General features: G+C 71.6%; 16 protein-coding genes. 8 read left to right on the top strand and 8 right to left on the bottom strand.

Annotated elements, in window-relative coordinates; all coding sequences use genetic code 11:
• The first annotated feature begins 4 nt into the window (after nt 1-4).
• Complete coding sequence (locus ASG96_RS13605; protein WP_057588204.1) at nt 5-580, top strand: 1-acyl-sn-glycerol-3-phosphate acyltransferase; 576 nt, start codon at nt 5-7, stop codon at nt 578-580.
• A gap of 123 nt (nt 581-703) precedes the next feature.
• Nucleotides 704-2,422 carry an alpha/beta-hydrolase family protein gene (locus ASG96_RS13600; protein WP_235506625.1) on the top strand — a complete coding sequence of 573 codons (1,719 nt, stop codon included), beginning with the start codon at nt 704-706 and terminating at the stop codon, nt 2,420-2,422.
• 20 nt (nt 2,423-2,442) lie between these two features.
• Here the strand turns inward: ASG96_RS13600 and ASG96_RS13595 are convergent, their stop codons facing one another.
• On the bottom strand, nt 2,443-3,177 hold the full coding sequence (locus tag ASG96_RS13595) for a PIG-L deacetylase family protein (RefSeq protein WP_057588203.1): 735 nt from the start codon (nt 3,175-3,177) through the stop codon (nt 2,443-2,445).
• Nucleotides 3,178-3,223: 46 nt separating this feature from the next.
• Here ASG96_RS13595 and ASG96_RS13590 point away from each other — a divergent pair, with 46 nt between their 5' ends.
• Nucleotides 3,224-3,643 carry a pilus assembly protein CpaE gene (locus tag ASG96_RS13590; protein WP_369813590.1) on the top strand — a complete coding sequence of 140 codons (420 nt, stop codon included), beginning with the start codon at nt 3,224-3,226 and terminating at the stop codon, nt 3,641-3,643.
• A gap of 18 nt (nt 3,644-3,661) precedes the next feature.
• On the opposite strand, the gene ASG96_RS13585 is transcribed toward ASG96_RS13590, so the two are convergent.
• A complete protein-coding gene (locus tag ASG96_RS13585; protein WP_056756971.1) occupies nt 3,662-4,426 on the bottom strand; it encodes a hypothetical protein in 765 nt (254 codons plus the stop codon).
• 60 nt (nt 4,427-4,486) lie between these two features.
• Between ASG96_RS13585 and ASG96_RS13580 the strand changes: the two genes are divergently transcribed.
• The 5 genes from ASG96_RS13580 (at nt 4,487) to ASG96_RS13560 (ending at nt 8,867) form a co-directional block, all read left to right on the top strand.
• Nucleotides 4,487-5,272, top strand: a complete 786-nt coding sequence (locus tag ASG96_RS13580; RefSeq protein ID WP_057588202.1) for an ABC transporter ATP-binding protein — start codon at nt 4,487-4,489, stop codon at nt 5,270-5,272.
• A 152-nt stretch (nt 5,273-5,424) separates the two neighbouring features.
• Nucleotides 5,425-5,853, top strand: coding sequence for an NfeD family protein (locus tag ASG96_RS13575; protein ID WP_056756966.1), 429 nt, complete (start codon nt 5,425-5,427; stop codon nt 5,851-5,853).
• 122 nt (nt 5,854-5,975) lie between these two features.
• Nucleotides 5,976-7,169 carry an SPFH domain-containing protein gene (locus tag ASG96_RS13570; RefSeq protein ID WP_056756961.1) on the top strand — a complete coding sequence of 398 codons (1,194 nt, stop codon included), beginning with the start codon at nt 5,976-5,978 and terminating at the stop codon, nt 7,167-7,169.
• Nucleotides 7,170-7,215: 46 nt separating this feature from the next.
• Nucleotides 7,216-7,986: a sulfite exporter TauE/SafE family protein gene (locus tag ASG96_RS13565; protein WP_057588201.1), complete on the top strand. Its 771-nt coding sequence runs from the start codon at nt 7,216-7,218 to the stop codon at nt 7,984-7,986.
• Nucleotides 7,987-8,048: 62 nt separating this feature from the next.
• On the top strand, nt 8,049-8,867 hold the full coding sequence (locus ASG96_RS13560; RefSeq protein ID WP_057588442.1) for an RNA methyltransferase: 819 nt from the start codon (nt 8,049-8,051) through the stop codon (nt 8,865-8,867).
• A gap of 9 nt (nt 8,868-8,876) precedes the next feature.
• Here the strand turns inward: ASG96_RS13560 and ASG96_RS13555 are convergent, their stop codons facing one another.
• Genes ASG96_RS13555 through ASG96_RS13530 form a run of 6 tightly spaced genes read right to left on the bottom strand, consistent with a single transcriptional unit; the run spans nt 8,877 to nt 13,505 of the window.
• Nucleotides 8,877-9,254, bottom strand: coding sequence for a DUF3037 domain-containing protein (locus ASG96_RS13555; protein WP_056757673.1), 378 nt, complete (start codon nt 9,252-9,254; stop codon nt 8,877-8,879).
• Nucleotides 9,251-10,021, bottom strand: coding sequence for a HipA family kinase (locus ASG96_RS13550; RefSeq protein ID WP_057588199.1), 771 nt, complete (start codon nt 10,019-10,021; stop codon nt 9,251-9,253). Before ASG96_RS13550 ends, ASG96_RS13555 begins: the two co-directional genes overlap by 4 nt.
• Before the next feature lie 4 nt (nt 10,022-10,025).
• Nucleotides 10,026-11,294, bottom strand: a complete 1,269-nt coding sequence (locus ASG96_RS13545) for an MFS transporter (RefSeq protein ID WP_056756954.1) — start codon at nt 11,292-11,294, stop codon at nt 10,026-10,028.
• A gap of 48 nt (nt 11,295-11,342) precedes the next feature.
• On the bottom strand, nt 11,343-12,164 hold the full coding sequence (locus tag ASG96_RS13540; protein ID WP_057588198.1) for an ABC transporter permease: 822 nt from the start codon (nt 12,162-12,164) through the stop codon (nt 11,343-11,345).
• Nucleotides 12,124-12,933: an ABC transporter ATP-binding protein gene (locus tag ASG96_RS13535; protein WP_057588197.1), complete on the bottom strand. Its 810-nt coding sequence runs from the start codon at nt 12,931-12,933 to the stop codon at nt 12,124-12,126. Before ASG96_RS13535 ends, ASG96_RS13540 begins: the two co-directional genes overlap by 41 nt.
• Nucleotides 12,930-13,505, bottom strand: a complete 576-nt coding sequence (locus ASG96_RS13530) for a MarR family winged helix-turn-helix transcriptional regulator (RefSeq protein ID WP_056756948.1) — start codon at nt 13,503-13,505, stop codon at nt 12,930-12,932. Before ASG96_RS13530 ends, ASG96_RS13535 begins: the two co-directional genes overlap by 4 nt.
• Nucleotides 13,506-13,540 lie beyond the last annotated feature (35 nt).

Below are 13,540 nucleotides of genomic sequence, written 5' to 3'. Positions count from 1 at the left end.
CGCCATGAGGAGTCGACTGGCCAGCCTCGTGCTGCGCCTCACCGGGTGGACCGCGGTGGGCGACGTGCCCCGCACCGGCATCCTCGTCGGTGCCCCGCACACGTCCAACTGGGACTTCGTGATGATGCTCCTGGTCATGTGGCGGGGCGGGGTGACACCCCGGGTCCTGATCAAGAAGGAGCTCTTCCGGGGCCCGCTCGGATGGCTCCTGCCGCGCCTCGGTGGCATCCCGATCGACCGTGACCACCCCGGCGACGTGGTGCGCGGGCTCGTCCGGGAGGCCCGCAGCGGGGAGCCGTTCCTGCTGGTCCTGGCCGCGGAAGGCACCCGCACGAAGGGCGGGTACTGGAAGTCCGGCTTCTGGCGCATCGGGCGGGCAGCCAGTCTGCCCATCGCCTTGGCCTTCATCGACGGACCTTCTCGCACAGCCGGATTCGGTCCGACCATGAGGGCCACGGCAGACGTGGTCGCCGACATGGACAAGGTGCGTGCGTTCTACCGCGACAAGCGCGGTATCCACCCCGAGCGGCGCACGGAGCCTCGACTCCGCGAGGAGGAGCAGGCCCGGGCCCGCGGCTGACTGACAGGGCCCGAAGGGGTCGCGAATCCGGCGTTCCGGTGGTGTCGGGCCGGAAGCCGTGGGAATGTTCGCCTGACACTTCCCGAACCCGCTGACCGGATCGAGCTCGAGATGGCGACTGACGTGGCTGGCAACGACGCGCTGACCGGTGGTCACCGTGGGTCGGAGGACGACGAGACGAGCGTCCCGGAGCAGGAGCCGCGCGCCGGACGTCTCCGGAGGTGGCTCCACTTCACCCTCCCCGGGTGCTGGGGCGCGGTTCTCTTCGCGGCCCTGTCGTTCACGCCGTCGCTGCTCCCGCGCGGTGGTTTCATCCAGGGCCTGGTCTGTGGGATCACCGCTTCCATCGGCTACGGCCTCGGAGTCCTCGGCGCATGGCTGTGGCGCGCCTTCGCCGACCGGGAGCCTCGGCCGCCCAAGCCCTGGTCCTGGCGTGCCCTGTTCATCGGCGGCGGCGGGCTCCTGGTCGTCTTCTTCGGCCTCGGCCAGTACTGGCAGCACGAGATCCGGAGCCTCATGGGGGTGACGGAGTACAACATCGCCCTCGTCGTCCTCTCGCCCTTCGTCGCCGTGTTCTTCTTCGCGGTGTTCCTGCTCATCGGCCGCGGCATCCGACGCGTCTACCACTGGGTCGCGGACCTGCTGAGCCGCAAGTTCGGGCGGCGGGCTGCGGGCGCGACGGGCTGGGTCCTCGTCACGACGATGACCTACCTCGTCATCAGCGGCATCCTCATCGACGGTCTCGTGGGTGCCATGGACGAGGCCTTCTCGGTGGGCAACACCGTGACGCAGGAGGGGGTCGTCAAGCCCACGACCGGCCTCCGGTCGGGAGGGCCGGGCTCGATGGTCCCCTGGGAGTCGCTCGGTCGCGAGGGCCGCACCTTTGCGGCAGGCGGTCCGACCGCCAGCGACATCGAGGGGGTCGTCCACCACCCCGCGATGGAACCGATCCGAACCTACGCCGGCCTCGACTCGGCCGACGACGCCGAACAGCGCGCCGCCCTGGCGGTCGACGACCTCGAGCGGGCGGGTGGTTTCAAACGGTTGAACCTGCTCGTCGTGACGACCACGGGCAGCGGGTGGGTCGACCCGGCACTGGTCGCCCCCTTCGAGTACCTGACCGGCGGCGACGCGGCCACGGTCGGGATGCAGTACTCGTACCTGCCGTCGTGGCTCTCGTTCCTCGTCGACCAGTCCAAGGCCCGCGAGGCGGGTCGGGCGCTCTTCGACGCGGTCTACGACCGGTGGTCGCAGCTGCCGCAGGACTCCCGGCCGAAGCTGTTCGTGTCGGGCGAGAGCCTCGGGACGTTCGGCGGCGAGACCGCCTTCAGCGGCGAGTACGACCTGCGCAACCGGACCGCGGGCACGGTCTTCGCGGGGCCACCGAACTTCAACACGCTGTTCCGTGAGTTCAGCGACCAGCGGGACCCCGGCAGTCCCGAGATCCAGCCCGTCTACAAGAACGGGCGGACGGTGCGGTTCGCGACCGACCCGGGGGACTCGATCCCGCCCGAGGGCCAGCCGTGGGACGGCACCCGCGTCCTCTACCTCATGCACCCGTCCGACCCGATCGTGTGGTGGAGCCCTCACCTCGTGTTCAACGAGCCCGACTGGATCGGTGAGGCTGCCGGCAAGGACGTGCTCCAGGGCATGTTCTGGATGCCGTTCGTGACCTTCTGGCAGGTGACCGCCGACCTCCCGTTCTCGACCGGGGTCCCTGCCGGACACGGCCACAAGTACACGACGGAGTACGTCGACGCCTGGAATGCCGTGATGCGTCCGGAGGGCGTCACCGCCGACGACCTGGCAGCCGTCCGGACGGCGGTCGGAGCGCTGGGTTAGTCGTCGCCCAGGCGAGCAGGTCAGCCGCCGACGAGGCGACCCGTCACGGCATACGGCACGCCGACGACCTCTGCCGGGCCGCCGAGGATCATGCCGAGCAGCTCAGTGGGCCGGGGGTAGTCGGGGCCCAGGCCCGCGAGGTAGGCGTCATGGGCCGACAGTGACGCGACCGCCGCGTCGAAGTGGTCCGAGACGTCGACGAAGTGCGTCGGCTCGGGGTCGGCGACGACGAGCAGCCGGGCGACCTGCCACGGCTCGTGGCCCTCGTCGACGAGCTCGGGGAAGATCCACCGGTTGCCCGCGTCGGCTTTGGCGTCGACGACGGCGAGGCCCACGGCCCGGTGGTCGGCCTGGTTGACCATGCCACCGGGGAAGCGGTCGGCGTACGTCGTGGTGATGACCAGGTCGGGCCGCCGGATCCGCATCTCGCGGGCGATGGCGCGACGCAGCGCGAGGCCGTACTCGACCACGCCGTCGGTGAAACCGTCGAGGAACTCCACGACGTCGACCCCGACCCTCGCCGCGCCGTCGCGCTCCTCCTGTTCGCGCAGCGGGCCGGCCTCCTCGGGCCGCACGCCGTCGATGCCCGCCTCGCCACGGGTGGCCAGCAGGTAGGTCACGGTCTTGCCCGCCCGGACCCACTTGTCCACCGCGGCGGCCGTGCCGTACTCGAGGTCGTCGGGGTGCGCGACGACGCAGAGGACGGTCTCGAAGGTGCTCTCGTCCAGCGACTTCAGCTCAGGGTGCTCCGTCATGGACCAAATCTAGGGTTGCTTGGCGAAGTCCCGGGGGGATGTGACGATGGAGAACATGCTGACCATCGAGCTCGCCCGCCGGCTCTCCGACGCGGGACTGACGTGGGAGCCCGTCTCCGGGGACCGCTTCGTCGTGGCCGTCAACGGCATGGAGGACGACGTGTTCGTCATCAGCGAGATCACGGTCGACGTCCACCACTTCACGACGGGCGACGTCATCGGCTTCAACGGCACCACCGAGTGGGCCCTCGACAGCGTCGAGCAGGACAAGGCCGTCTGGCTCCCGCGCGAGGACCAGCTGCGCCACCTGCTCGGCGACGCGTTCGTGTCCCTCGAACAGCTCGAGGGTGGGTATGCCGTGTCCGCCCGTGGGCGCGACGGCGCGGTCGAGCGCCACGCTGACATCGACGCCGAACGTGCCTACGCCCGAGCGCTGCTCGTGCAGCTCGGGACGTCGGCTCCCTAGGCCTAGCCGGACAGACGGTCAGGCCGGGCGCCATCCCGCGATCGACATGACGGCGACGTTCGTCGCGTCCGCGAGGGCCGCGTCGGCGTCGGCCGCGAGGTCGCGCAGCAGGCGCGTGCGGTTCGCCGTGGTCCCCGCATCGAGCCCTCCGGAGCCCAACGAGGTCCGGTCGGCGTTGCGGTGTGCCAGGCGCGAGAGGCTGGCCGCCAGCGCCATGATCCGCAGGGCCCGTCCGGACGTCTCGGGCGGGATGCCCCACAGGGCCGTGTCGAGGTCGGCCTGCGCCTCGGCGCGCGCCTCGTGTCCCCAGGGGTGACCGCCCACCTGCTCGAACCGCACCGTGTGCTCACGCAGCCGGCTCATGAGGTCCCGCTCGATCTCCCGGAGGTCGAGCATCTCCATCCGGTGACGGGGGAGCGGGTCCGCCTCATAGGCCGTCCAGTCGGCCCTGACGCCCACGTCCCCCTCGGGACCGAACTCCGAGAGCGTCGGCACGAGGACGCCCCCGATGCCCGCGACGAAGACGCACTCGCCGGCGTCGGCGGCGTGTGCGGTGGCCGCGGAGGACCCACGCGGCATACGGCTGATGTCGCCGGGACGGGGGAGCGCCACGAACAGGGCGCGCTCCCCGAGGTCGCGCCACACGTCGAGCCGGGCGAGGTCGCCGGCGACGTGGTCGAGGTCGGGAAACGCCCGCGCCAGGGCCTCCGTCGTCGCGAGGTCGCCGCGCCACGAGGCGGTCACCCACAGCGCGAGGCGCACGGACGCGGGCAGCTCGGACACCCCGTCATCGTAGGGTGCGCCGCCGCGTCGACCTCGATGGCCTTGTCATAGGGTCGAGCCATGAGCGACGTCCTCGCCTTCGCCGGAGTCACCGTTCGTCGCGGTGCCTCGACGCTCCTCGACGACGTCACGTGGGAGGTGGAGGAGGGCGAGCGCTGGGTCGTGCTGGGCGCCAACGGTGCCGGCAAGACGACCCTGCTCCAGATCGCCGCGGCGCGCCTGCACCCCACGTCGGGTGTCGCCGGCGTCCTCGGCGAGGTGCTCGGTGCGGTCGACGTCTTCGAGCTGCGGCCCCGCATCGGGCTTGCGAGCTCGTCGATGGCCGAGCGCATCCCGGGCGGCGAGCTCGTCGGCAACGTCGTCGTCACGGCCTCCTACGGGATCATCGGCCGCTGGCGCGAGACGTACGACCACGTTGACTACGTGCGCGCCATGGAGCTGCTGCGGACCCTCGGCGCCGACCACCTCGCCGACCGTGCCTACGGCACGTTGAGCGAGGGCGAGCGCAAGCGCGTCCAGATCGCGCGGGCCCTGATGACCGACCCCGAGCTGATGCTCCTCGACGAGCCGGCCGCCGGACTCGACCTCGGCGGCCGCGAGGACCTCGTGCGCCGCCTGGCCGACCTCGCCGCCGACACCGAGGCGCCGGCGATGGTGCTCGTGACGCACCACGTCGAGGAGATCCCGCCGTCGTTCACCGACGTGCTGATGATCCGCGACGGCAAGGTCGTCGCTGCCGGACCCATCCCGCTGACGCTGACGGCCGAGAACCTCAGTGCGACGTTCGGGCTGCCTCTCGTGCTCGAGCAGCACGGCGAGCGCTGGTCGGCGCGGGCCGAGTCCTGATCGCAACCGGTCCCGACCTCCCGATCCGTAGGTCCCGAGAGGGAACTGAGGCAGAATCGAGAACGTCACAGGAGTGACGCACGGGACCTCGGGGCCCGTCGCCGGCACGGACGAAAGCAGGGTGGGGGCACGTGGGCGAAGGACACGCTTGGATGGTCTGGCTCGCGGTGGCCCTCGTGCTGGTCGCCATCGAGGCGGTCACGGTCGACTTCACCTTCCTCATGCTCGCGGGCGGCGCCGTGGGAGGTTCGGTCGCTGCGGCCCTGGGGGCGTCCCCGGTGGTGCAGGCGATCGTCGCCGCGCTCGTGGCCGTCGCCCTGCTCGCGATCGGGCGCCCGTGGCTCAAGAAGCGCTTCCAGGCCACCTTGCCGCACGAGCTCATGGGGGCCGCCGCCCACGTCGGTCGATCAGCTGTGGCCATCGAGCGGGTCAACCCGGCCGGGGGACGCGTCAAGCTCGCGGGCGAAACCTGGTCGGCGCGCACTCTCGGCGACGACATCGAGCCCGGTGAGGAGGTCGTCGTCGACTCCATCGACGGCGCGACCGCCATCGTGAGCCGCGCCCACGTCGTGGGGAGCTGAGCCGGACACCGGCAACGCGCCTCGCCGACGCCACCGAACCACCGAGCGGATCGACCGATCCGCCCGCACCAACCGCGCTTCCTCGGGGAGCCCGGACCGTACAGGAGAAGGTCGAGAAGGTCGTGGACCCGGTACTCATCATTCCGATACTCATCGTCATCGTGGCGTTCGTGCTCGTGCTGCGCACGGTGCGCATCGTGCCGCAGCAGACGGCACAGATCGTGGAGCGGCTCGGCGGCTACAACAAGACGCTGACGGCCGGCATCCACTTCCTCGTGCCGTTCGTCGACAAGGTCCGGGCCAACATCGACCTGCGCGAGCAGGTCGTGTCGTTCCCGCCGCAGCCCGTCATCACCTCCGACAACCTCGTCGTGAGCATCGACACCGTCATCTACTACTCCGTCATCGACGCCAAGGCCGCGGTCTACGAGATCGCCAACTTCATCCAGGGCATCGAGCAGCTGACGGTCACCACGCTCCGCAACGTCATCGGGTCGCTCGACCTCGAGCAGACCCTGACGAGCCGCGACCAGATCAACGGCCAGCTCCGCGGTGTCCTCGACGAGGCCACCGGCAAGTGGGGCATCCGCGTCAACCGCGTCGAGCTCAAGGCCATCGACCCGCCCCACTCGGTGCAGGACTCGATGGAGAAGCAGATGCGTGCCGAGCGTGACCGTCGCGCGGCCATCCTCACGGCCGAGGGCGTCAAGCAGTCCGCCATCCTCACGGCCGAGGGTGAGAAGCAGAGCCAGATCCTGCGCGCGGAGGGTTCGGCCCAGGCCCGCATCCTCGAGGCCCAGGGCCAGGCGCGCGCCATCCAGCAGGTCTTCTCCGCGATCCACCGCGGCAAGCCGACGCAGAAGCTGCTCGCCTACCAGTACCTCCAGGTGCTGCCGCAGATCGCGCGCGGCGACTCCAACAAGATGTGGATCATCCCGTCGGAGCTGACCGACGCGCTCAAGGGCATCGGCAACGCGCTCGGCGGCAACGACCCGCAGTCGGGTGCCGAGGAGGACGAGCCGTGGGTGCAGACGACGGATGCCGAGGAGGACGCTTTCGCCGAGACGATCCTCGAGGACTCCGCCAAGGCTCTCGCCGAGGCCCGTGGCGAGGCCGCGGCCGCGAGCGCCGAGTCCACCGAGCACACGGGTCCCATCTGGCGCCAGAGGGCGTCGGTCCACCCGGCCGACCCTGAGCTGCCCCCGCCGCCCGCGGCCGCTCCGCCGGTCCCGCCGCAGGCGTCACCCGCGATCGCCCCGCCGGCCGCTCCGGCGGACCTGCCCGACGCGCCGCCGGAGCCTCCGGCACAGCGCTGACGGACACCACCCGACGACACCCGGTCACCCTCTGTAGGGTGACCGGGTGTCGTTCTGGTCCGCCGTCGCCGTCGCGCTGGCCGGGACCGGAGCCGGCATCATCAACACGATCGTCGGCTCGGGCACCCTCATCACCTTCCCGACCCTGCTGTTCTTCGGGGTCAACCCGCTCGTCGCCAACGTCTCGAACAACATCGGCCTCGTCGCCGGAGGCGTGACCGGGGCGTGGGGCTACCGCGAGGAGCTGGACGGCCAGGCGCGCACCCTGCGGCGCCTCATGCCCATGTCGTTCCTCGGCTCGGTCGTGGGGGCGGGGCTGCTCCTCGTCCTGCCGGCCGCGGCATTCCGGGCGATCGTCCCCGTGCTCATCCTCATCGCACTGGTGCTCGTCGTCGCCGGCCCGCGCATCCAGGCCCGCGTCCACCCGGAGGGTGACGACGGGCCCGTGCCGCGCTGGCACGCGCCGGCGATGGCGGCCGGGGTCTTCGCCGCCGGCGTCTACGGCGGCTACTTCGGTGCTGCCCAGGGCGTCCTGCTCATGGGGCTGCTCAGCGCCCTGAGCCTCGAGCCCCTGCAGCGGCTCAACGCCTACAAGAACGTCCTCTCGCTCGTCGTGAACTTCGTCGCCGCAACGGTGTTCGTCCTGTTCGCCCGCGAGCACATCGACTGGCTCATCGTCGCGCTCATCGGTGTCGGCGCCTTCGTCGGCGGCATCATCGGGGCGCGCGTGGGCCGGCGCATCCCGCCGAACGTGCTGCGCGGTCTCATCATCGCGATCGGACTCGTGGCCGTCGTCAAGCTCGTCCGGTTTCCCTGACCTGGACCGGACCCACGCCCACGATGCCGGGCGGGCACGCGACCACCACTAGCCTGTCGGGCGTGCCGATCGAGATCTCCGACCCCAGCGACCCGCGACTGACCGACTACGTCTCGCTGACCGACGTCGTGCTGCGCAGGCGGCACGAGCCCGAGCGTGGCCTCTACATCGCCGAGAGCCAGAAGGTCATCCGGCGGGCGCTCCGGGCCGGTCACCGGCCGCGGTCCTACCTCATGGCGCGCCGGTGGCTCGACGACCTCTCCGACATCGTCGCGGACGCCGAGGCCGACGGCATCCCGGTCTACTTCGGCGACCACGACGTCATCGAGCAGCTGACTGGATTCCACCTGCACCGAGGCGCCCTCGCCGCGATGCAGCGTCCGTCGTTGCCGACGGTCGAGTCGCTCATCGCCGACGCCCGGCGGGTCATCGTCCTCGAGGACGTCGTCGACCACACGAACGTCGGGGCGATCTTCCGTTCTGCGGCTGCTCTCGGCGTCGATGCCGTCCTCATCACGCCCCGGTGCGCCGACCCGCTCTACCGACGCTCCATCCGGGTGTCGATGGGGACGGTGTTCCAGGTGCGGTGGACCCGGATCGACCCCTGGCCGCAGGGCATCGGACTGCTGCACGACGCCGGGCTGACGGTGGCGGCGATGGCGCTCTCCGACGACTCGGTCTCGCTCGACGACCTCGAGAGCGCTCCACCCGAGCGGCTCGCCCTCGTCGTGGGCACCGAGGGCGACGGACTGTCGCACCGGACGGTCGCCGACGCCGACCTCACCCTGCGCATCCCGATGGCCGGTGGTGTGGACTCGCTCAACGTGGCCGCCGCGAGTGCCGTCGCCATGTGGGCGCTGCGCCCACCCGCGCGGGCCTGACCGAGCGGCTCAGGCCCGGACGAGGCGGTCGAGGAGCCGCTCGAGCTCGACGCCGGGGTCGTCGCACAGTCCGCCGTGCACGGGGCCCGGTTGCACGACGGTCGAGCGCGGCGCGATGATCCAGCCGAACCGCTGCCCCGGCTTGTCGAGGGTCGGCAGGCCGCGTCCGGTCTCGCCGCGGCACACGGCGCGGACGCGGTCGAGCGTCGACCGCACCCCCTCGAGGTCGCACGTCGGGCACAGCGCGCTCGCGCGGCCCTCGTCGAGCTCCCAGGCGGCGTCGAGGAACCCGGCGTCCTGCGAGTAGAGCACGACGCCGACGTTGATGAACTCCTCGCGGTCGACGCGCGGGACGAGGCGGAGCAGGACGTACTGGTAGGCGTTCACGCGGCGATGCCCGTCGGCACCCACGTCAGCGGCCCGTCGAGGCGGGCGCGCAGCATCTGGGCGTATGCCGTCCGCACCGCGGGCGCGTCGGCGAGGTCAGGAGTGGGCTCGATCCACTCGTCGGGGACCTCGGCGACGACGGCGTCGACCGCCTCGGGCGTGAGGCGCCCGGCGAACTCGTGGTGCCGTCGGGCCACGTCGCCCGCGACGTCGCGCAGGACGTGGCGGCTCGCGTCGAAGGGCTGAGCGGCGAAGCGCTCGGGCGCGGGTGCCCTGCTCGGCCACGAGTGGTGGAAGTACAGCGCGGCGCCGTGGTCGATGGCCCACGTGCGGCCGTGCCAGACGAGCAGGTTGGGGTTCGACCACGTGCGGTCGACGTTGGCCGTCAGCGCGTCGAGCCAGATGATCCGCTCGGCCAGGTCGGCGTCGGGAGGCCTCGAGCCGTCGTAGCCGAGCGATCCCGGCAGGAAGTCGACGCCGAGGTTGGTGCCGACGGAGGCGGTGAGCAGGTCCTGGACCTCCTCGTCGGCCTCGTACTTCGCGATGCGCGGGTCGAGGCGGATCACGGCGAGGTCAGGCACCGGCACCTCGAGCAGGCGCGCGATCCCGGCGACGAGCACCTCGGCCACGAGGACCTTGAGCCCCTGGCCCGCGCCGCGGAACTTCAGGACGTACGTCCCGTCGTCGTCGGCCTCCACGATGCCGGGCAACGACCCACCCTCCTTGAGCGGCGTCACGTAGCGGGTGGCGGTCAGCTCGGGAAGCACGCCGTCAGCCTAGTGGCCGCTCGTGGTCGAGCACCGTGGCCCGCGTCCACAGCCGGCCGAGCAGCATCGCGCTCGCCCCGTAGAGGCACGCGAACGCCACGAGCGGCCACCACGCGAGCCCGCTCTCCGGGAGGACGAGCGCGCCGAGGGCCGCCGCCGCGACCATGCCGGCGTTGTAGACGACGTCGTAGGCGGAGAAGGCGCGGCCGAGCAGGTGGTCGTCGACGTGGGCCTGCAGCAGCGAGTCGACGGTGATCTTGACGCACTGCGAGGTGAAGGAGACGACGAAGCCCACCACGACGATGCTCCACGGCGTGAGGAACGGGCCCAGCAGGGCGCACACGATCGCTCCGAGCGCGAGCATCCGGGCGGCATACGGCACGGCGGTCAGGCGGGGGGCCAGCCACGGCGTGACGAAGGCGGCGGAGGCGAACCCCAGCGCGGACGCGCCGGCGGCGATGCCGAAGCCCTGCGCGCCGTGACCGGACTCGAAGGGGCCGCGGAAGAGGAGCAGGGTCTGCAGCAGGAGGAAGCCGAACGGGAGCCGGGTGAGGAAGACGAGGGCGAGCAGGAGGCGGGCGCGGCGCGGCAGGGTGTGCACGGCCTCGACGAGGCCCGTCACGACGGACCTGGTGATCTGCCCGACCGAGGGCGCACCGCTCGTGTCGTCGGGGCCGATGAACGGCAGACGGGTCGCCGCCCAGGCGGCCACGAGGACCCCGGCGGCGGCGAGGAGCACGTCGACGACGTCGCTGCCACCGAGGGCCCGGATCCCGGTGCCGACCGCGCCACCGAGGAGGTACGCGAGGGAGCCGCACGTGGGAGCGACGGAGTTCGCGCTCACGAGGTCCTCGCGCGGCACCACGTGCGGCATGGCCGAGGAGAGCCCCGCGAGGATGAAGCGGTTGACCGAGAAGACGAGGAGCACGAGGCCGAAGAACGCCGGGCCGGTCTCGGCTCCGGTGACGAGTACGGAGACGCCGAGGATCGCCGCGGCCCGGATGACCTGGCTCACGACGATGACGCGCTTGCGCGGCCACCGGTCGAGCAGCACCCCGACGAACGGCCCGAGGGCCGTGTAGGGCAGCAGCACGATCGCGAAGGCGATGGCGATCCCGCGCGCGTCGGCGGCCTTCTCGGGGTTGAAGAGGATGTGGCTGGCCAGGGCGACCTGGAAGATGCCGTCGCTGAACGACGACGTGACCCGGCTGACGAAGAGCCGACGGAACCCGCGCCCCCGGAGCAGGGTGAACAGGGCGCGCAGGAAGGTCACGCGGCACAGCGTACGGTCACCGCTGCGACGGCCGGTGTCGGGACGGGGTCAGCGCGCGAGTCGCCCGATGAGGGCGGCGGCGCAGACGATGCCGGCGACCGCGCTGCCCGCGAGGACACCGAAGTCGACCCAGTAGCTCGTCGGCGTGTCGAGGAGCAGGCCACGCAGGGCCGACACCTCGTAGGTCAGGGGGTTGACGTGGCTGATGACCTGGAGCCAGCCCGGCATCATCTCGATCGGGTAGAGCGCGTTGGAGGCGAAGAAAAGCGGCATCGTGATGGCCTGGCCGATGCCCATGAGGCGGTCGCGCTTGAGGGCGACCCCGGCGATGCCGAGCGAGAGGCACGAGAAGAAGGCAGCGCCGAGCATGACGACGACGACCACCCCGAGCAGGCGCACCGGGTTCCACGTCATCGCCACGCCCATGAGCGCCGCGACGACGACGACGATGACCGCCTGCGCGACCGACCGCACGCCTGCGGCGAACGCCTTGCCGGCCACGAGCGCGGTTCGCGGCGTCGGCGTCACGAGGAGCTTGGTGAGCACGCCGGCGTCGCGCTCCCAGATGATCTGGATGCCGTAGAAGATCGAGACGAAGAGGGCCGACTGGGCGATGACGCCCGGCGCGAGGAAGTCGAGGTAGTCGAGGCCCCCGGTGGGAATGGCCCGGATCTGGCTGAACGTCGTACCGAAGATGACGAGCCAAAGGATGGGCTGGATCGCGCGCGTAACGAGCTCGCTGCGGTCGTGACGCAGCTTCTGGAGCTCGACGAGGCAGAACGTCGCGACGCGCGACACGAGGAGCCGCACCCCGGTGCGGCTGCGCCGGTCAGCCCAGACGGCGGGCGGTTCGACGAGTTGCTCGGACACCGCGCAGCCCTCCCTTCTCGCCCTCGACCTCGTCGAGCGCCTCGCCCGTGTGGTGACGGAAGACGTCCTCGAGGCTGGCACCGTCCCCGGCGGCGGCCTTGAGCTCATCGGGGGAGCCGAGGGCGCGCAGGGCGCCACGGTGCATGAGGGCGACCCGGTCGCACAATGCGTCCGCCTCCTCCATGTAGTGGGTCGTGAGGAGCACGGTCATGCCGTGGTCTCGCTGCATCTGTGCGACCCGCTGCCACACGCTGTCGCGGGCGACGGGGTCGAGGCCCACGGTCGGCTCGTCCAGGACGAGCAGGGCGGGGCGGTTGACGAGGGCCTGTGCGAGCTCGAGACGGCGCACCATCCCGCCGGAGTAGGTCGAGGCGAGGCGTGACTCGTCACCGCGCAGGTCGACCATGTCGAGGACCTCGTCGACCCGGGTCCTGCGCTCACGCCGGGGGACGTCGAAGAGGCGGGCGAACCACTCGACGTTCTCGCGGCCCGTGAGGTCGCCCTCGATCGACAGCTGCTGGGGCACGTAGCCGAGCAGCCGCCGTACGGCCATCGCCTCGGTGCGAACCGAGCGGCCGAAGATCTCGACCTCCCCGGCCTGCAGTGGCAGCAGGGTGTTGAGCAGCCGGATCGTCGTCGTCTTGCCGGCCCCGTTGGGCCCGATCAGGCCGAAGCACTCGCCCGGCTCGACGGCGAGCGTCAGGTCGTCGACGGCCCGGTGCGTCCCGAAGCTGTAGCCCAGCCACCGGATGTCGATGGCCGCCGTCATGGACGGTCGCCTCCGGCCGGATCGTCCGCGTGCTGGTCGACGTGCGGGGCCGCGTGCTCGTCGTGGTGGAGGCCGACCGGAGCGAGTGCCGGGTCCGAGGGCCCCGTCGTGGCGACTGCGGGCGTGACCGGCAGGTCCGCGGCGATGCGCGCGATGGTCGGCAGCGCTGCGGCCAGCCGGGCGCGCTCGTCGGCCGGGAGCCCCTCGAGCGCCACGGCCGTCGCCTGGGCCCGCCGGTCGCGCCACTGCTCGAGCCCGGCACGGGCCGAGGGCGTGAGGTCGAGGCGTGCCACCCGTCGGTCGCTCGCGTCGCGTTCCCGGAGGAGCACCTCGAGGGCCAGCAGCTGGCCCACGAGGGTCGACACGGTGTTGGCGGCCAGCCCGAGGACCCGCGCCGACTCGGCGACGGTGATGCCGGGGTTGCGGCGCACGACGCGCATGAGCTCGAGCTGCGCACCCGACAGGGCCAGCTCGGGAAGGGGAGCGCCCACGAGTCGCCGCGACCGCCGCCGCAGCAGGCCGATCACGTCGTAGAGGTCGTCCGCCAGCCCAGCCACGTTCTCGTCGCTCACGATCGAAGATTACGTCTGTCGCAGAGGGGTGACCA

Source organism: Terrabacter sp. Soil810 (assembly GCF_001429645.1).
Lineage (GTDB): Bacteria > Actinomycetota > Actinomycetes > Actinomycetales > Dermatophilaceae > Terrabacter.
Note: the sequence above shows the minus strand (reverse complement) of the source record. Positions and strands in the feature narration are given on the sequence as shown.